The organism is Embleya sp. NPDC008237, from assembly GCF_042956465.1.
GTDB lineage: Bacteria > Actinomycetota > Actinomycetes > Streptomycetales > Streptomycetaceae > Embleya.
Genome location: NZ_JBIBGL010000013.1, coordinates 159,477 through 176,621, shown reverse-complemented (window position 1 = coordinate 176,621; position 17,145 = coordinate 159,477). Strand labels below are relative to the sequence as shown.

Genomic DNA, 17,145 nt, shown 5'->3' with positions numbered 1-17,145 from the left:
GGCGTGTCCGGCGGCTCAGCGGGCCAGGCGCGCCGCCAACCCGTCCAGGAGCAGCCGCAGGCCGGCCTCGAAGCCGCGCTCGTCGAGCGTCTCGGGGTCGCTCGCGGCCAGCGATTCGGCAAGCGAGGGATAGTCGGCCCGGTAGTCCTCGACCGGGCGGGCGAAGCCCTCCACGTACGTCTCGATCACCGAGCCGACCACGAGGTAGTCCAGTGCCGCGGAGACCTCGGCCGCCTCGGCGGGGCTCAGTCCGATCCGGACCAGGGTGCGCGCGGTGGCGTCGTACGCGGCCAGCGCCTGCTCGGTGGACACCGGGCGGCGGGCGATCACCGGCAGCGCCTCGGGATGGCGCAGGTAGGCCGCCCGGTAGCCGCGGGCGAACGCGGCGATACCGACCCGCCAGTCCGGGTCCTCCAGCGGCGCACGATCGATCTCCCGGGTTATCACCACGGTGATCGCGTCGAGCAGCTCGTCCTTGGACGCCACGTGGTTGTAGAGCGAGGGCCCCCGAACGTCCAGCCGGGTGGCCAGCGCCCGCATGGTCAGCGCACCCATACCCTTCTCGTCCACCAGCTCGACCGCGGCCCTGGCGATCAGTTCGCGGTCGAGTTTGGGGCGGCTGGGTCGACCCATCGTGCGTTCACCTCTGTGCCGTTCGCGAGCACCGCCGTCGGTCACTCTGCGTCGCCAACCTAGCCCGAAGTCGACTCTTCCCCTACACCCGGTCGACGGTTAAGGTCCTCAAACTAACTAAGTAAGTTTAACGTTCCCGTTGCGAGGTCCCGATGAACCACGGCACTTCTCGCCCACCGACGCCGCCCGCGTCGGTGCCGCCCGGATCGACCCCGGTGGTCGATCACGACGCCGAACAACTCGGCGAACTGGGCTACGAGCAGGAGCTCAAGCGCAGTCTCGGCGTGCTGGGCAACCTCGCCATCGGCTTCGCGACCGTCTCGCCCGTCGTGGGCCTGTACGCCGTCGCGCAGGTGGGCACCACCATCGCCGGCCCGGCGTGGGTGTGGGTCCTGCCGATCTGTCTGCTCGGCCAGGCGCTGCTGATGTGCGTGTACTCCGAGCTGGCCTCGCAGTACCCGATCGCCGGCGGCGCCTACCAGTGGGCCCGCCGCCTGGTCGGCCCCACCTACGCGTGGCTCGCCGGCTGGGTGGGCATGTGCGCGGTCGTGTTCGCCAACACCACGATCGTCTACCTGGGCGCACCGTGGTTCTTCGCCCTGTTCGACGCCCGGCCCACCCCGGGCCGGATCGTCGTGGTGGCCGCGATCTTCCTGATCTGTTGCACCGCGATCAACGCGTTCGGCATCGACGTGCTGCGCTGGGTGCTCGCGGCCGGCATCGCGGCCGAGGCGCTCGCCTCGCTCGGGGTGGGCCTGGCGCTGCTGCTGCTCTTCCGGGAGAACGGCTTCGGCATCCTCACCGACACGATGGGTGCCGAGGCGCTCTCCGGCGGCTCGACCTTCTCCGCCATGCTTGCCGCGCTCGCGGTCGGCGGCTGGGCGTTCTTCGGCTTCGACGCGTGCGTGTCCTCCTCCGAGGAGACCAGGGACGCCGCCCGGCACGTGCCCAAGGCGATCTGGTGGACGTTGATCAGCGTCGGCGGGCTGGTCGTGCTGAACGCGGTCGCCGCCGAACTGGCCCACCCCGACCCGGCGAAGGTCGTCGCCGGCGAGGACCTCGACCCGGTCACCACCGCCGTGGTGAACTCGTTCGGCTCGTGGTCGGCCAAACCCTTCGTGGTCGTGGTGATCATCGCGTTCGTCGCCTGCGCGCTGGCCTCCCAGGCCGCCGCCGCCCGCTCGGTCTACTCGGTCTCCCGGGACGACGTACTGCCCGGCTCCCGCGCGCTGCGCAGGGTGAGCCGCCGGCAGGCACCCATCGGCGCCCTGGTGATCACCGCCGCGATCAGCTGCCTGGCCCTGCTGCTCGCCCTGAACAGCGCCGCGATCGGCAGCCTGATCACCTTCGGCAGCGCCGCGATGTACCTCCAGTTCCTGCTGATCGCGCTCGCCGCGCTGATCGCCCGGCTGCGCGGCACCTGGACGCCCGGCGGCCTGGTGCGCTTCGGCCGCTGGGGCACCCCGCTGAACGTGCTCGCGGTGGCCTGGCTGGCCTTCGAGTTCGTCAACATCGCCTGGCCGCGCGAGATCCTCGCCCCGCCCGGCGCGCCCGCCTACCAGGTCTGGGCCGCGGTACTCGGCATCGCCGTCGTGGTCGCCAGTGGCGTGCTGTACCTGCTGCTCGCACGCCCGCAGGACAAGGTGCGGGTGAGCGAGAGCTTCGGCGACCGCGGCATCGAAGCGCAGACCTCCGTTCCGGTAAGGAGCAATGTATGAACACCGCCGACCTCGTCGTGCTGGACGCACACGTCCTGACGATGGATCGGGACCGACCCCACACCGACGCGGTCGCCGCGCGGGACGGGCGGATCGTCGCCCTCGGCGCCGACGCGCGGGCGCTGATCGGGCCGCGCACCGAGGTGATCGAGGCGAACGGGGACACCCTCACGCCCGGGCTCACCGACTGCCACCAGCACCCGGTGATGGGCGCGGACACCACGCGCGGCGCGAACCTGGTCGGCGCGGTCACCCTGGACGAGGTGCTGCGCCGACTGGCCGAACACGCCGCACCGTGCGGGCCGAACGACTGGGTGATCGGATTCGGCGGCGAGTACGCGGCGTTCGCCGGCCACACCATGCACCGCGACCTGATCGACGCCGCCGTGGACGGACGACCGGCGTTCGTGTGGATGTCGGACAGCCACACCGCGCTGCTGAGCACGGCGGCCTTGCGGCTCGCCGGACTCACCGGGCCGCGCGAGTTCGCCGACCGCAGCGAGATCGTCTGCGACGAGCGCGGCCCCACCGGCGAGTTGCACGAGATGACCGCGTGCCTCCTGGGCTATCGCGCGGTCCCGCCGATGCCGCGCGCCGAACTCCTGTCCCGGGTCGAGGCGTTGTTCGCCGAGCAGAACCGGCACGGGGTCACCGGCGTACACATCCCGGACGACGCGCCGCGCACGGTGGACACCCTGACCGGGTTGGCCGACGAACGGCGGCTGAGCGTGCGGGTACACCTCGCACCGTGGTGCCCGCCCGGCGACGTGGACGACCTCGCCCAGCGGATCGGCGAACTGCGCTCCCTGGGCGGGCTGGTCCGGCTCACCGCAGTCAAGTTCTTCGTGGACGGCGCGATCGACGGCGGCGGCGCGTGGCTGCACGAACCGGACTGCTGCGGCCAGTCGCACAGCTCACAGTGGAAGGACTTCGACCGGTACGCCGAGGCGGTCGCGATCGCCGGCCGCGCCGGGCTGCCCGCCTGGACGCACGCCATCGGCGACCGGGCGGTGGCCCGGGCCCTGGACGTGTACGCCGAGCACGGCGCACCGTCCGGCACCCGACACCGGGTCGAGCACGCCGAGTTGCTGAGCGACGTCGACGTGCCCCGCTTCGCCGCGCTCGACGTGGTCGCCTCGATGCAGCCGACCCACATGGACTGGTCGCTGCCCGACGGCTCGGACAACTGGTCGCGGCGGGTCGGCCCGGAGCGTGCCGAACGGGCCTGGCGCTACGCCGACATCCTGGCCGCCGGTGGCCACGTCGCACTCGGTTCGGACTGGCCGGTCGCCGCGTTCGATCCCAGGCGCACCCTGGCCGGCGCGCAACTGCGGCGCCCGGCAGGCGAGATCGGCCGCGCGGCGTACGGCGCCTCGGCCGGCATCTCGGCCCGACGCGCGCTGGCCGGGTACACCACGGAGGCGGCGTACTCGGTGGGCGAGGAGACCGTGGCCGGCCGGATCGCGGTGGGCTGCCACGCCGACCTGGCCGTGTTCGGCGGCGACCCGCTCACCTGCCCGCCGGACGACCTGCCGCAACTCCCGGTCACCGCGACGGTGGTGGCCGGACGGGTGGTACATCGGGCCTGACCGCACGAACGGGACCGCGTCGACCCGGCGCGGTCCCGACAGGGCGGCGGTGCCGGACCGGTGGCGGTCCCGATGCGGGGCCTGCGCGGGACCGGCACGATCCGGATGCCCTCCCGTACCGACGCGATCTCCCCGTGTCGTCCCGGCGCGGGCTCAGGCTCCACCCGTGCGCAGCAGTTCCGGCAGGGCACGCATGTCGTCGAAGAGCACCGCACCCGAATCCGCCAGCCGCTCCGCCGTGGTCAGCCCGCCGATGTAGCCGAACGCCCGCATCCCGGCCGCCCGCGCCGCCCGCACGCCGTAGGCGCTGTCCTCGACCACCGCGCACCGGGCCGGGTCGGCTCCCATCTCCCGGGCCGCGTGCAGGAACAGATCCGGTGCGGGCTTGCCCTCGGCGACATCGTTGGCGCTGAACACCCGGCCCGCGAAGTGGTCGTGCAGCCCGACCAGTTTCAGATTGCGCTCGACGCCCTCGCGCGAGCTGTTCGAGGCGACACACCAGGGCCCGGGTATCTGCTCCAGAGCCGCCACGATGCCGTCCACGGCGGTCAGTTCGGCGTCGAAGGCGGCCAGGTACCGAGGTCGGAACTCGTCGTGCCAGTCCGGGGCCAGGGGGCGGCCCAGGCGCGCCTCGACCAGCGCCGTGTGCTGCTCGCGCGAACACCCGACGAACTGCTCGACGATCTCGGCCTCGGTGAACGTGCAGCCCAACTCGCTCAACACCTGCGCGTCCACCCGAACCGCGATCCGCTCGCTGTCCACGAGCACGCCGTCACAATCGAAGATCACCAAATCGAACCCGGTCAGCGTCATACCCGGCAGCCTACGAGGACCGACCACCGAGCGCGGGCGGGCGGTTGGCGGGCCCGCCCTCCGCTACTCGGCCGACGGCTGCTCCGGAAAGAACCGCGCGCTCTGCACGTAGGCCATCGCCGCGACGAACTCGGGGTCCACCAGCCGCCGTTCCATCTCCTCCGGAGTGACCTCCTCGACCCGGGACTGGATCCACCACAGGTTGCCGAACGGGTCCCGGACCCGCCCGACCCGGTCGCCGAAGAACAGATGGGTGACCTCGGTGACCGAGGTGCCGCCGGCCGCCACCGCGCGGCGGTGCACCTCGTCGGCGTCCTCGACGTACAGCCGCAGGAACGCGGGCGGCGCGGGGATCGTGGGGTCGATGTCGAACATCATCACGATCGCGTCACCGATCCGGACCTCGGCATGTCCGATCCGGCCGTCCGCGCCGACGAACCGCGAGCCGGGCAGCTCCAGGGCGCCGAATGCGTCCGTGAGGTAGTCGATCAGGGCCGCCGTGTCGTGCGACAGGACCCACGGGGTCACGGTGGTGTAGCCGTCGGGAACGGTCTGGACGGTCATCTCGATGCCTCCGAAGAACGAGCGGGTACGAAGCGGGACCCCGGTGGGCCGCACCGGGCGGGCGGCCGTGCCGAAGCCGGACCCACCGAAGCGGGAGCCGGCCGGCACCGGCCGCGCCGTCCCGGTGTCTTCGACGGTAGACGCCATATAGGTCGGATCCTGTCCGCAACGGCCGGCATCCTCGAACCATGACCGCCGCCACGCCCGGCCGCCTGCTCGGCCTGCTGTCCCTGCTCCAGACCCCGCGCGAGTGGCCCGGGAGCGAGTTGTCCGCCCGCCTGGGGGTCAGCGCGCGCACCATCCGGCGCGACATCGAGCGGCTGCGCGAACTCGGCTATCCGGTCGAGGCCACCCGGGGCACCGACGGCGGCTACCGGCTGGTCGCGGGTACGGCGATGCCGCCGCTGCTGCTCGACGACGAGGAGGCGGTGGCGATCGCGGTCGGCCTGCGGACGGCGGCCGGGGGTGCCGTGGCCGGGATCGAGGAGGCGTCCGTACGGGCGCTGGCCAAGCTCGAACAGGTGCTGCCGTCCCGGCTGCGCGCACGGGTGCGGGCCGTCTCCGGCGCCACCGTGCCGCTGGTGCCGTCCGGTCCGACGGTGGATCCCGAGGCGCTGGCCGTGCTCGCGGGCGCGATCGCCAACCGCGAGAAGGTGCGCTTCGTACACCGCGCGGCCGGCGGTGCGCACAGTCGGCGGCTGGTCGAGCCGAACCGGTTGGTGCCGGCCGGGCGCCGCTGGTACTTCGTCGCCTGGGACGTCGACCGCGCCGACTGGCGCACCTTCCGGGTGGATCGCATGCACGAGCTGCGCCCGACCGGGGCCCGGTGTGCGGAGCGGGTCCTGCCCGACCCGGACGCCGCCGCCTATGTCGAGCGCACGCTGCACACCTCGGCGCCGGTGTACCGGGCCGACGTCACCCTGTACGCGCCGGCCGAGCACGTCGCCGTCCGGCTCGGCGACGCACTGGGCGGCGGCGACGCGGAGCCGGACGGCCCCCGGTTGCGTGCGCTCGACGCGGGCAGTTGCCGGCTGACCGGCTACGCCGACACGCTCGAGTGGCTCGCCTTCCGGCTGTCCGTGCTCGGTTGCGAGTTCGACGTGCACGAACCGCCCGAGCTGCGCGAGCACCTGCGTGCGCTGGGCGGTCGGGTCACCCGCGCGGCGGGCGACCCGACGGCCCGAACCCACCCGGCCGCGGCGCGTTCAGCGCCTCGCCCGGATGCTCACCGGCCCTCGAACGGCCAATCGCCGGCGTCGAGTTCGCGCCGTTCGTAAGCCGCCACGATCTCCTTCTCGGCGGCGTCCCGGCCCTCCCAGTGCGAGCCGTCCACCGACTTGCCGCGTTCCAGGTCCTTGTAGACCTCGAAGAAGTGCGCGATCTCGTTGAGTTGGAACGCCGGGACATCGCCGATGTCCTGGATCGGCTGCTTGCGCGGATCGCGGGCGGGCACGCACAGGATCTTCTCGTCCGGCCCCTTCTCGTCGCTCATCACGAACATCCCGACGGTGCGACAACGAATCAGGCAGCCGGGAAAGGTCGGCTCGTCCAGCAACACGAGCACATCGAGCGGGCCGCCGTCGCCGCCCAGGGTGCGATGCACGAATCCGTAGTCGGCGGGATAGGCGGTGGACGTGAACAACATGCGGTCGAGCCTGATGCGTCCCGTGCGGCGGTCCATCTCGTACTTGTTCCGACTGCCCGCGGGAATTTCCACGACGACGTCGAACTCCACGACGGCTCCTTAACGGCCTATGGATCAAGACCCGATATGCGCGGCATTCCGTATTCCTGACGTACCGTCGAGGACTTTCCCACGTCACCGGGCCGTTACGCACGTGAAGCACGGGACAACCGGACCATCGACCCCCCGCGACCACCCGATCGCCCCGACCCTTGACTCGGTCAACTAAGTAAGGTTTCCTGTCCATCGACCCACTCCCGCCTTGCGGGCGCGCCCGAGCCGCGCTCCCCGCGTCCGCACCCCCAGGAGCAACCGTGATCCGGATCGAGGACGTCGACCGCGTCAGGACCATCACCCTCGACCGCCCCGAAGCGCTCAACGCGTTCAACGAGGCGCTGTACGACGCGACCACCGAGGCGCTGATCGACGCGGCGGCCGACCCGACGGTGGCCGTGGTGGTGCTGACCGGGACCGGGCGGGCGTTCTCGGCGGGTACCGACCTGATCGAGATGGCCCAGCTCAACAGCGGGACCAAGATCCGCGGCAAACACGGCTTCGGCGGCATGGTCGACCGGCTCCAGGAGTTCCCCAAGCCGCTGTTGATCGCGGTCAACGGGCTCGGCCTGGGCATCGGCGCGACCATCCTGGGTTTCGCCGACCTCGCCTTCATGGCCGACACCGCGCGGCTGAAGTGCCCGTTCACCTCGCTCGCGGTGGCGCCGGAGGCGGCCAGCAGCGTGACCTTCCCGCAGTTGCTCGGCCGGCAGAACGCGATGTGGGCGCTGCTGAGCAGCGAGTGGCTCAACGCCGCCGAGTGCCTGGAGATGGGCCTGGTGTTCAAGGTCTGCCCGGCCGACGAACTGCTCGACGTGACGATGCGGCACGCCCGGATCCTGGCCGCCAAGTCGATCCCGTCGCTGATCGAATCCAAACGGGCTGTCCTGGAGGGACTCGGCGACCAGGTCGCCCGGGCCCGCCGGCGCGAGGACGCGGCCTTCGGCCGACTGCTCGGCAAGCCCGCCAACATCGAGGCCCTGACCGCGTTCGCCGAACGACGCGAACCCGACTTCGCGGCGATCGACGCCCGCGAGGGGTGAGGCGGGGGCGGGACGGGCGGGCCCGGGAAGGACGCGAGCGGGGCGGGTCGGGCCGGGACCGGTGGGGCCGAGGCGGCCCGGGGTCGGCGGCCTCGGCCGGCTCGAACACCCACGGGTTGTCCGGGTTTGCCGGATGCCTCCGGGACTGCGGAATACTGTCTGCTCCGCACGACCGTCCCAGTCCCCAGGATCAGCGCCACCCATGAGCAGCCCACAGACCCCAGACAGCGCCGCCGACAACGACGGAGACACCGGTCCAGGTCCCGGCTCCGGCCCTGATTCCGGCCGGGCCCACCACGGCCCCGAGGGCACCCACCACCTCGGGCACACCCTCAAGCCCCGGCACATGACCATGCTCGCGCTCGGCGGCGCGATCGGCGCGGGGCTGTTCGTCGGCACCGGCGCCGGCATCCACACCGCCGGGCCGGGCATCCTGATCTCCTACGCGCTCGCCTCGGTGCTGGTGCTCCTGGTGATGCGGATGCTCGGCGAGATGGCGGCGGCCGTACCGCGCAGCGGTTCGTTCTCGGAGTACGCGGGGGCCGCCTTCGGGCGGTGGGCCGGCTTCACCGTGGGCTGGCTGTACTGGTGGATGGTCACCATCGTGCTGGCCGTCGAGGCCTCCGGCGCCGCGGCCATCGCGCACGGGTGGGCCCCGGGCATCCCGATCTGGGTGTTCTCGCTGGTGATCATGCTCGTGTTCACCGGCGCGAACCTGCTCACCGTGCGCTCGTTCGGCGAGTCCGAGTTCTGGTTCGCCACCGTCAAGATCCTGGCCATCGTCGGGTTCCTGGTGCTCGGCGTGCTGGCGATCGTGGGATGGCTGCCGGACGTCGACGCACCCGGACTGAGCAACCTCACCGGCAACGGCGGCTTCCTGCCCAACGGGTGGGACGGGGTGATCACCGGCCTGCTCGCGGTCGCCTTCTCCTTCGGCGGCCTGGAGATCGTCACCATCGCCGCCGCCGAGTCGAACGACCCGGCCCGCAACGTGGCCCGCGCGGTGCGCACCGCGGTATGGCGGATCCTGCTGTTCTACATCGGCTCGGTCGCGATCATCGCGACCCTGCTGCCGTGGGATTCCGACCGACTCGGCAGCCCGTACGTCTCGGTCCTGGAGGACATCGGCATCCCGGGCGCCGCACACGTGATGGACGTGGTCGTCTTCACCGCGCTGCTCTCCGCGCTGAACTCGATGTTGTACGGCGCGTCCCGGATGGCGTTCTCGCTGTCCCGGCGCGGCGAGGGCCCTCGGCAGCTGTCCCGGGTGGCGGGCAACGGCGTCCCGCGGACCGCCGTACTGGCGTCCTCGGCATTCGGCTTCCTGGCCGCGCTGCTCAACGTGTGGTGGCCCGAGCAGGTGTTCAAGCACCTGCTGAACTCGGTCGGCGCGATGCTGCTGTTCGTCTGGTTCGCGATCGCCGCATCGCAGCTGGTGCTGCGCCGCCGGATCGAGCGCGAGGACCCGGGCCGCCTGCTGGTGCGGATGTGGGGCTTCCCGTACCTGACCTGGTTCGTGATGCTCGCCCTCGCGGCGGTGTCGATCCTGATGGTGTTCGACGCCACCGCCCGCCCCCAGTTGCTCTCCTCGGTCGTCGTGGTGGCCGTCGTGCTGGGCTTCGCCCTGGTCCGCGAGGCCCGCCGGCGCGACCTGCGCAGGCGGGCCGGCGGTCGGTTCTGACCCGATGTCGCGCCCGCCCGGCTCCGGCGCTCACAGCCCGGCGCGGGCCAGGGCCTGGAGCTGCTCACTGGTCGGACACCAGTTGGACCGCATCTCGTCGGTCGGCCAACCCGCCAGGGTCGCGCTCGCGGCGAAGTTGGACTGGAGGTAGCCCAGCAGGGTGCGGCGCGGGTCCTCGGCCAGCCGGACCGCGTCGTAGGGCAGCGTCGACCGCGAGCCGTCCGGCAGCCAGACCGCCTCGCGCGGCGACAGCGGCTGCTTCTCGACGCCGTCCGGCTTGGGCGCGGCATAGGAGTAGTAGGCCGGATAGGTGACGTTCGGGTCGCCGGCCCAGAAGCCGAACGAGATCACCTCGTGCGAGTAGGCCTCGGCGGTCACCGGATCCACGCCGCTCATCGGCGGCTCGACCCGCTTGCCGGAGAACCGGGTCAGCGCGAGGTCGAACGAGTGCCAGAACAGCTGCACGGGCGAGGTCTTGCCGTCGAACCAGCCCATGAACTCCTCGAACACGTCCGCCGACCAGGTCAGGATCCGCCAGAAGCGCTGCGCGTACTCGGCCTGGTAGCTCGCGTGCTCGGTGTCCTCACGGAACGGCGTGCGCAGGTGCGGGATGCCGAACGGCTGCTCCAGCAACGGCACGTCGATGCCCAGCTCGGCCAACACCCCGTGCACCGCGACATCGAACTCGGTCACGCTCAGCCCGTCCACGAGGGCGATCTCGCGCACGTCGCCGCGGTCGGTGCGAAAGACCACGCGGTGATCGAGGAAGTCGAACGCGATGTCGAACGCAACGCCCGCCACGGCCATCCGGCGCGTGGTGAAGCCTCGGGCGTCCACCGTGAAGGTGATGTTCCACCAGTGGTTCTGCGGATGACTCGCGGCGAGCTTGACCTTGCCGACGATCTGCGCGAACAGGTGCAGCGTGTCGAGAGTGTCCACCCACGCGTCGTAAGGGAGTTCGGGAAGCGCAGGCGGCTCGGCCGGCTCGGCGGCCCGCGCCCGATTGCTCGAAGGGATGCCCATGCGCCGATTCTCCCCTCCCGACACCCCATCCGCCCCGTTTTGCTCCGCCGTCCGAGCCGGTCCGGGCGATTGCCTACCACCCCCCGAACGGGTGAGCACAGCCGGCGCGTACCCTGCGTGCGACAACATCCCAACCACCTGTACAGGGGCCCTCGTGCGCATTGTCGTCGGTGGAGCCGGCATCGGCGGGCTGGCCACAGCCCTGAGTCTGCACGCGGCGGGTATCACCGACGTGACCGTGTACGAGGCGGTCGAGGAAATCCGCCCGCTCGGCGTCGGCATCGACCTGCTGCCGTACGCGGTACGCGAACTGACCGAACTGGGCCTGTACGACGACGTCGCCGAGATCTCGGTGGCGACGACCGAGTCGGTCCACCACGACCGCTTCGGCAAACGCGTGCGATCCGAACCGCGCGGGCTGGCCGCCGGCTACGCGTGGCCGCAATTCTCGGTGCATCGGGGCGAGTTGCAAATGCTCCTCCTGCGCGCCCAACTGGCTTGGCTGGGCGCCGAGTCGCTGCGCACGGGCCTGCGGCTGAGCGGATACGCGCAGACCGCCGACGGAGTCACCGTCGAGTTCACCGACCCCGCGGGCAACACCGTCACCGACGAGGCCGACGTACTGATCGCCGCCGACGGCATCGACTCGGCGGGCCGCGCCCTGATGTACCCGAGCGAGGGCCCGCCCACCCCGCACGCCCGGGTCCTGTGGCGCGGCGTGTCGCCCGCACCGGCCCTGCTCACCGGCCACACCACGATCGTGGCGGGAGACGGCGACCAGACGTTCGTCGCCCACCCCCTGCGAGCAGCCGAGGGCGAACGCCCCGCGCTCCTGAACTGGCTCGCCGAACGCCCCCATCCGGGCCCGCCCGCCGAACCCCGAGACTGGCAACGACCGGCCGAACTCGACACGATCCTGGCCCACTTCGCCGACTGGGAGTTCGACTGGCTGGACGTCCCGGCGCTGATCGCAAACGCCGACGTCGCGTACGAGTACCCGGTGGTCCACCGCGCCCCCCTGCCGAGCTGGTCCGACGGCCGCGTGACCCTCCTCGGCGACGCCGCCCACGCCACCTTCCCGACCGGCACCGAAGGCGCCTCCCGAGCCATCCTGGACGCCCGCGTCCTGGCCCACGCCCTGGCCACCCACCCCGACCCCCTCGACGCCCTCGCCCACTACGAGGAAGTCCGGCGCCCGGCAACGACGACGCCATCCCCCACGCCCGACACAGACGCGAACTCCCTGAACAACCGAGCGTCCTACTCGACAACCACCCCCTGACTTCGGCACCGGCCACCACAGCCGAACCCGCCCCTGTGCCCACCGGACGAACCGGCAAACCATCCCACCGGCCGCCCACCACCCGTCACGGCAACAAAACGACCTTTCCCACCGTCTTCCGGGCGGTCAGGGCCGTGTGGGCGTCGGCTGCGTCGGACAGGGCGAACGTCGTCACGGCCGGGCGGAGTTCCCCCGCCGCGGCAGCGGCGAGTGCGGTTTCGGCGAGGGCCTTGATGCCGCCCGGCCGGTTCGTCATTCGCGGGCCGAGCGGGTTCTCCACGGTCACGTCGGCGGCGGCCGCGACCTCCGCGAGGTCGGCGATGGGCGTGCCCGAGGACCAGCCGAACGTGACCAACCGCCCACCCCGGCCGAGCAGGTCCAGCGCGTCCCGGCCGATCTCGCCGCCGACGCTCTCCAGGACCACCGTGACCGACCGTCCGGCGAGTTCCTCGCGGACCCGTCCGGCCCAGTCGGCGGCGGTGTAGTCCACCGCGAGGTCGGCGCCCGACCCACGCACCGCCTCGACCTTGGCCGCGCCGCCGGCCGCCCCCACCACCACCGCGCCGACCCGCCGGGCCGCCTGGACCAACAGCGTGCCCAGGCCGCCCGCCGCGGCGGTGATCAGCACGATGTCGTCGGCGGTGATCGCGGCCACTTCCAGGATGCCGAGCGCGGTCCGCCCGGTGCCCACCATCGCCACCGCGACCTCCGCGGAAAGGCCGTCCGGCAGCTCCAGCAACGCCTGGTCGTCGATGATCACGAACTCCGCGTACCCGCCGTTCCCGTTGCCCAGATGCGCCACCACCCGCCGGCCGACCAGGGCCGGATCCACGCCGGCGCCGACCGCGTCCACCGTCCCGGCCACCTCACGGCCGAGCGTTGCGGGCAAATCCGGCTGGGGGAAGGGGCCCATCACCTCACCCGAGCGCAACATCACGTCGACAAGGTGAACTCCCGCCGCGGCCACCGCAATCCGCACCTCTCCGGGCCCGGGTTGCGGAGTCGCCACCTCCTCGTATCGCAGGTTCTCGGCCGGACCGAACTCGTTCAAACGAATCGCACGCATCGAAACACTCCGGGACTTGGTCACAGAACAACGGGAGAACGAAGGAACACGGGAAGAGCAGGAGAGCGGAGGAACAAAGGAACCAAAAAGACGGAAACGGGGCGAACGAGGGAACGGCGGCACGAGCGAAGGACCGCCACCGCACCCTCCGATCGAACCCGCGAGCCGAGCCCCCGCCCCGCCCTCGCCCCATCCCACCCCGCGCCCCTACCCCCGTCTCGTCACATGCGAACAGTCTCAAACCTCAAGCCCACTTGATGTCAAGCATCCCGCCCGGCAACACGCCGACCAACCGGCCCCACACCACCCGCGTCGACTCGAACCATCTCCCGCCAAGGCCCCGTACCGGCTCCGGCCCCACCCGGCCCCGTACCGCCGGCTCGCCATACCGTCACACCGCGTACCGCCGGCTCGCCGTACCGCCGTACCGTGGACCGATGTTCGATGCCGAGGAAGCCGCCGCCGCACTCGTCGCCGCGCTCGCCGCACTGGGCACACCTGAGCGCGCCGAGGCGGAGAAGGCGTACCTGAAGAGCGACCTGACCTTCCTCGGCGTCACCGTGCCGGTGCTGCGCAAGGCGGTGACCTCGGCGGCCCGCGCCCGTCCGGAGCCGTCCCGGGTCGAACTCCTCGCCTGGATCGACGCGTTGTGGTCCCGACCCGTACACGAGAGCCGGTTCGCCGCGATCGAGTCGATGCGGATCCACGTGCGCGTGCTCACCCGCGCGGACCTGCCGCTCGTCGAGCGGCTGATCCGGGACGCGGCCGGCTGGGTGTACGTGGACACCCTCGCGGAGAAGATCGCCGGAGTACTCATGCGCCGGACGCCCGCGGACTTCGGCACCGCCGACGCATGGGCCGGCGACCGGGACTTCTGGGTCCGCCGCGCGGCCCTGCTCAGCCTGCTTCCGGGCGTCCGGGCGGGCGATCCCGACCTGGTCCGGTTCGACCGTTACGCGGACGCGATGCTGGACGAACGGGAGTTCTTCATCCGCAAGGCGATCGGCTGGCTGCTCCGGGAGATCTCCAGGCGCGACCCGGCCTACGTGATCGCCTGGACCAACGCACATCGGGCCCGGATGTCCGGGGTGACCTTCCGCGAGGCGGTCCGCCGGCTCCCCGCCGCCGACGCGGACCGGTTGCGGGCGGCCGGTTGATCCGCGCCGGCCGGAGTCGGCGGCAGGGCAGGATGTGCCGATGACGACTCATCTGGTGGCCATGGGCGGCGGCGGTTTCTCGATGAACGAGGGCCCCTCCGCCCTCGACCGATACGTGCTCGGCCTTGCCGGTCGGGCCCACCCCCGTGTGTGCTTCATACCCACCGCCTCCGGCGACTCGGCCGCCTACGTGGACCGCTTCCTCCGCTCGTTCGGCGAACTCGACTGCACGGCGGGCGAGTTGAGCCTATTTCAGCGCACCGGCGTCGATCTCGCGGACGCGCTCGCCGATCAGGACGTGATCTACGTGGGCGGCGGATCCACCGCGAACCTGCTCGCGCTCTGGCGCCTGCACGGTCTCGACGTCGCACTCGCGACCCGGGCCGCCGCGGGCAACCTGGTGGTCTGCGGCCTGAGCGCGGGTGCGCTGTGCTGGTTCGAGGGCGGCATCACCGACTCGTTCGGCCCGCACCTACGCCCGCTCGCGGACGGCCTGGGCTGGGCCGCGGGCAGCGCCTGTCCGCACTACGACGGCGAGGCGGGTCGCCGCCCGGCGTATCACGCGGCCCTCGCGGCAGGCATTCTGCCACCCGGCTACGCGCTGGACGACGGCGCCGCGATCCACCTCGTCGACGGCAAGGTACACGGCTTCGTCGCCGAGCGGGCCGAGGCGCACGCGTACCGGGTCGAGTGCGATATGGACGGCGTACGCGAGTTCCCCCTGCCGATGACCAGGCTGTGACCTGGATACTAACCATTGTTCCGGTACCTGAATTCCAGGTAGGTACTTGAGCGGAATGCAGCGTTGGAGCAGCATCGATACCGCGAGCCGACCACCCGCCGAGGCCCCCTCCGGGCCCAGGCACCCCCAGGCTCCCGGTGTCCGGATACACCGCACGCGTCGTGTCGTGTCGTGCCACACCGTGGCCACATCGCGTCGCACCACGTCGTGTCGCGTCGCGTCCGCGTTCCGGACCATCCCGGCGAGGCCCGAACGTGCCCGGCTCGCGCTCCCACCCCTGCCACGGAACGAGTTCGACATGCCTGCTTCCCCTCACCGGCCCGACACCTCGGTGACCGTCCTCGGCCTGGGTGCGATGGGTACCGCACTGGCCGACGCGCTCCTCTCCGCCGGCCATCCCGTCACGGTCTGGAACCGATCCCCGGCCCGCGCGGACGACCTGGTCGCGCGCGGCGCCGTGCGTGCCGACTCGGCCGCCCGCGCGGTCGCCGCGAGTGCGCTGGTGATCGTATGCGTCACCGACTACGACATCGCGAACACGATCCTGACCGCCGCGAGCACCACCGGCGACGCCGACCCGTGGGCGGGCCGCACCCTGGTCAACCTGACCTCGGACACCCCCGAGCGCGCCCGGGAGGCCGCCGCCTGGGCCGCGAAGCGGGACATCGACTACCTCGACGGCGCGGTCATGGTGCCCACTTCGGTCGTGGGCACCACCAACGGCCTTGTGCTCTACAGCGGTTCCCGCGCCGCATTCGAGGCGCACGAGGCGACGCTGCGGGCGTTCGGCCCCAACACGCCGTTCCTGGGCGAGGATCACGGCCTGGCCGCGGTCTACGACCTCGGCATGCTGGACTTCTTCTACACCGCGATGGCGGGCCTGACCCACGCATTCGGCCTGGTCGGCGCGGACGGTGTATCCGCACGCGAGTTCCTGCCGTTCGCCGACATCATCTTCGGCATCCTGCCGAACATCACGACCGGCATGGCCGCCGCCATCGACGCCCGCACCCACCCCGGCGACCAGGGCAACCTGACCATGGAAGCCGCGGGCATCGACCACATCCTCACCGCCGCCAAGACCCGCGGCCTCGACGTCGGCGTCCTGGAAGCGGTCCGACACCTCACCACCCGCACCATCGCCCGAGGCCACGGAACCAACGGCTTCACCGCCACCATCGAAACAATCCGCAACCCCTGACACCACCACTCACCGGCAGGACCTCGAAGGTCTCACGGCGGAGCAGGATGCGCGCACCGCCGTCCCGTACGACCACCACCCGGGGGCGGCCGACCAGGTTGTACGTGGAGGTCCATGGCCTGCTGACAGGCGCCGGCGGCAGACATCGCGACGAGGTCGCCGGTGCCACCGATGTCACCGTCCGCACCGCCTCGATGCGCACCCCCAGACGCATCCGCAGGCACATCCGCCGGCGAACGCACCGCCCCGACACGGGCCGCCGGCCGTGCGGCCTCGGCGAGCGTGCCCCCGGCCGCGACCGGTACCACCGCCACCCCCGGCACATCCGACGCACCCGATCCCCCCGGCACAGCGGCCCCGCACCCCGCACCCATCAACGCCTCCCGCCGCACCGGCGGCGCCGAGAGCCCCGGGTCGACCAGCATGCGTTCGCCGCCGACCTCGTCCACGAGCGTGCGAACCGCGCCCGCCCCGAGTCGGATCCACTCCTGCTCGACGCCCAGCACCGCGCGCAACCGCGCCACCGACGTGAACGCGACCACGACCCGGACGCCCAGGGGATCCCGGCACAGCCGGACCACCCGAGCCCCGTCCACCGACCGCACCGGCACGATCAATACGCGCCGGGCGGTGGTCGTAGTGGCGGGTTCCTCATCGGTGATCAACACATCCGACACGACAGCCTCCGAAGTCCGGCTCCGCAGCCAACCGCGAGCCCCACTTCAGACGCTACGACGCCCCAGACCGGGCGCCCCCGCCCCTACCGCGCCCTTGACCATCCCCACCCCGTTGTTGACGCCCCCCTGACGCCTTCGAGCAAAACGCGGGAAATCCCCGCAGGTCGGCGTCCGTCCGGGCAGCCGGCCGGGCTGGCGAGCGGATGAACGCCCGGGCG

The 17,145-nt window shown here is 71.9% G+C and carries 16 protein-coding genes; 9 read left to right on the top strand and 7 right to left on the bottom strand.

The features are described from left to right. Positions 1–15: 15 nt before the first annotated feature. Positions 16–633, bottom strand: coding sequence for a TetR/AcrR family transcriptional regulator C-terminal domain-containing protein (locus ACFZBU_RS30990; protein WP_391587001.1), 618 nt, complete (start codon positions 631–633; stop codon positions 16–18). 215 nt (positions 634–848) lie between these two features. Between ACFZBU_RS30990 and ACFZBU_RS30985 the strand changes: the two genes are divergently transcribed. Beyond that, on the top strand, positions 849–2,351 hold the full coding sequence (locus tag ACFZBU_RS30985) for an APC family permease (protein ID WP_391587000.1): 1,503 nt from the start codon (positions 849–851) through the stop codon (positions 2,349–2,351). Next, positions 2,348–3,940: an amidohydrolase gene (locus ACFZBU_RS30980; RefSeq protein ID WP_391586999.1), complete on the top strand. Its 1,593-nt coding sequence runs from the start codon at positions 2,348–2,350 to the stop codon at positions 3,938–3,940. Before ACFZBU_RS30985 ends, ACFZBU_RS30980 begins: the two co-directional genes overlap by 4 nt. A gap of 153 nt (positions 3,941–4,093) precedes the next feature. On the opposite strand, the gene ACFZBU_RS30975 is transcribed toward ACFZBU_RS30980, so the two are convergent. Continuing rightward, the gene (locus ACFZBU_RS30975; RefSeq protein ID WP_391586998.1) at positions 4,094–4,753 is read right to left on the bottom strand and encodes an HAD family hydrolase; all 660 of its coding nucleotides are present in this window, start codon (positions 4,751–4,753) and stop codon (positions 4,094–4,096) included. Between the two features lie 63 nt (positions 4,754–4,816). Then, positions 4,817–5,464: a VOC family protein gene (locus tag ACFZBU_RS30970; protein ID WP_391586997.1), complete on the bottom strand. Its 648-nt coding sequence runs from the start codon at positions 5,462–5,464 to the stop codon at positions 4,817–4,819. A gap of 41 nt (positions 5,465–5,505) precedes the next feature. Between ACFZBU_RS30970 and ACFZBU_RS30965 the strand changes: the two genes are divergently transcribed. Then, the gene (locus ACFZBU_RS30965) at positions 5,506–6,594 is read left to right on the top strand and encodes a helix-turn-helix transcriptional regulator (protein ID WP_391586996.1); all 1,089 of its coding nucleotides are present in this window, start codon (positions 5,506–5,508) and stop codon (positions 6,592–6,594) included. Here the strand turns inward: ACFZBU_RS30965 and ACFZBU_RS30960 are convergent. Continuing rightward, complete coding sequence (locus ACFZBU_RS30960) at positions 6,543–7,052, bottom strand: inorganic diphosphatase (protein WP_391586995.1); 510 nt, start codon at positions 7,050–7,052, stop codon at positions 6,543–6,545. The genes ACFZBU_RS30965 and ACFZBU_RS30960 overlap by 52 nt on opposite strands. A gap of 263 nt (positions 7,053–7,315) precedes the next feature. Here ACFZBU_RS30960 and ACFZBU_RS30955 point away from each other — a divergent pair, with 263 nt between their 5' ends. Together ACFZBU_RS30955 and ACFZBU_RS30950 are read left to right on the top strand one after the other, a co-directional pair. Continuing rightward, positions 7,316–8,098: an enoyl-CoA hydratase/isomerase family protein gene (locus ACFZBU_RS30955; RefSeq protein ID WP_391586994.1), complete on the top strand. Its 783-nt coding sequence runs from the start codon at positions 7,316–7,318 to the stop codon at positions 8,096–8,098. A gap of 202 nt (positions 8,099–8,300) precedes the next feature. Next, positions 8,301–9,779, top strand: coding sequence for an amino acid permease (locus ACFZBU_RS30950; RefSeq protein WP_391586993.1), 1,479 nt, complete (start codon positions 8,301–8,303; stop codon positions 9,777–9,779). 30 nt (positions 9,780–9,809) lie between these two features. Here ACFZBU_RS30950 and ACFZBU_RS30945 read toward each other — a convergent pair whose 3' ends face one another. Further along, complete coding sequence (locus ACFZBU_RS30945; RefSeq protein WP_391586992.1) at positions 9,810–10,802, bottom strand: DUF5996 family protein; 993 nt, start codon at positions 10,800–10,802, stop codon at positions 9,810–9,812. Positions 10,803–10,956: 154 nt separating this feature from the next. Between ACFZBU_RS30945 and ACFZBU_RS30940 the strand changes: the two genes are divergently transcribed. Beyond that, positions 10,957–12,084 carry an FAD-dependent monooxygenase gene (locus tag ACFZBU_RS30940; RefSeq protein ID WP_391586991.1) on the top strand — a complete coding sequence of 376 codons (1,128 nt, stop codon included), beginning with the start codon at positions 10,957–10,959 and terminating at the stop codon, positions 12,082–12,084. Positions 12,085–12,169: 85 nt separating this feature from the next. Here ACFZBU_RS30940 and ACFZBU_RS30935 read toward each other — a convergent pair whose 3' ends face one another. After that, entirely contained in the window at positions 12,170–13,150 is a 981-nt protein-coding gene (locus ACFZBU_RS30935) for a zinc-binding dehydrogenase (protein ID WP_391586990.1), read from the bottom strand. Positions 13,151–13,587: 437 nt separating this feature from the next. Here ACFZBU_RS30935 and ACFZBU_RS30930 point away from each other — a divergent pair, with 437 nt between their 5' ends. The 3 genes from ACFZBU_RS30930 to ACFZBU_RS30920 all read left to right on the top strand — a co-directional run bounded on the left by ACFZBU_RS30930 (position 13,588) and on the right by ACFZBU_RS30920 (position 16,250). After that, positions 13,588–14,307 carry a DNA alkylation repair protein gene (locus ACFZBU_RS30930; RefSeq protein WP_391586989.1) on the top strand — a complete coding sequence of 240 codons (720 nt, stop codon included), beginning with the start codon at positions 13,588–13,590 and terminating at the stop codon, positions 14,305–14,307. 40 nt (positions 14,308–14,347) lie between these two features. Then, complete coding sequence (locus ACFZBU_RS30925; RefSeq protein WP_391586988.1) at positions 14,348–15,049, top strand: Type 1 glutamine amidotransferase-like domain-containing protein; 702 nt, start codon at positions 14,348–14,350, stop codon at positions 15,047–15,049. Positions 15,050–15,347: 298 nt separating this feature from the next. Then, the gene (locus tag ACFZBU_RS30920; protein ID WP_391586987.1) at positions 15,348–16,250 is read left to right on the top strand and encodes an NAD(P)-dependent oxidoreductase; all 903 of its coding nucleotides are present in this window, start codon (positions 15,348–15,350) and stop codon (positions 16,248–16,250) included. A gap of 32 nt (positions 16,251–16,282) precedes the next feature. Here ACFZBU_RS30920 and ACFZBU_RS30915 read toward each other — a convergent pair whose 3' ends face one another. Continuing rightward, positions 16,283–16,927, bottom strand: coding sequence for an SAV_915 family protein (locus tag ACFZBU_RS30915; RefSeq protein WP_391586986.1), 645 nt, complete (start codon positions 16,925–16,927; stop codon positions 16,283–16,285). Positions 16,928–17,145 lie beyond the last annotated feature (218 nt).

What these genes read in the sequence shown, in the direction of transcription:
- ACFZBU_RS30935 (WP_391586990.1), bottom strand. Translation starts at nt 13,150, where the DNA reads ATGCGTGCGATTCGTTTGAACGAGTTCGGTCCGGCCGAGAACCTGCGA.
- ACFZBU_RS30980 (WP_391586999.1), top strand. Translation starts at nt 2,348, where the DNA reads ATGAACACCGCCGACCTCGTCGTGCTGGACGCACACGTCCTGACGATG.
- ACFZBU_RS30970 (WP_391586997.1), bottom strand. Translation starts at nt 5,464, where the DNA reads ATGGCGTCTACCGTCGAAGACACCGGGACGGCGCGGCCGGTGCCGGCC.
- ACFZBU_RS30965 (WP_391586996.1), top strand. Translation starts at nt 5,506, where the DNA reads ATGACCGCCGCCACGCCCGGCCGCCTGCTCGGCCTGCTGTCCCTGCTC.
- ACFZBU_RS30930 (WP_391586989.1), top strand. Translation starts at nt 13,588, where the DNA reads ATGTTCGATGCCGAGGAAGCCGCCGCCGCACTCGTCGCCGCGCTCGCC.
- ACFZBU_RS30925 (WP_391586988.1), top strand. Translation starts at nt 14,348, where the DNA reads ATGACGACTCATCTGGTGGCCATGGGCGGCGGCGGTTTCTCGATGAAC.
- ACFZBU_RS30920 (WP_391586987.1), top strand. Translation starts at nt 15,348, where the DNA reads ATGCCTGCTTCCCCTCACCGGCCCGACACCTCGGTGACCGTCCTCGGC.
- ACFZBU_RS30975 (WP_391586998.1), bottom strand. Translation starts at nt 4,753, where the DNA reads ATGACGCTGACCGGGTTCGATTTGGTGATCTTCGATTGTGACGGCGTG.
- ACFZBU_RS30950 (WP_391586993.1), top strand. Translation starts at nt 8,301, where the DNA reads ATGAGCAGCCCACAGACCCCAGACAGCGCCGCCGACAACGACGGAGAC.
- ACFZBU_RS30990 (WP_391587001.1), bottom strand. Translation starts at nt 633, where the DNA reads ATGGGTCGACCCAGCCGCCCCAAACTCGACCGCGAACTGATCGCCAGG.
- ACFZBU_RS30945 (WP_391586992.1), bottom strand. Translation starts at nt 10,802, where the DNA reads ATGGGCATCCCTTCGAGCAATCGGGCGCGGGCCGCCGAGCCGGCCGAG.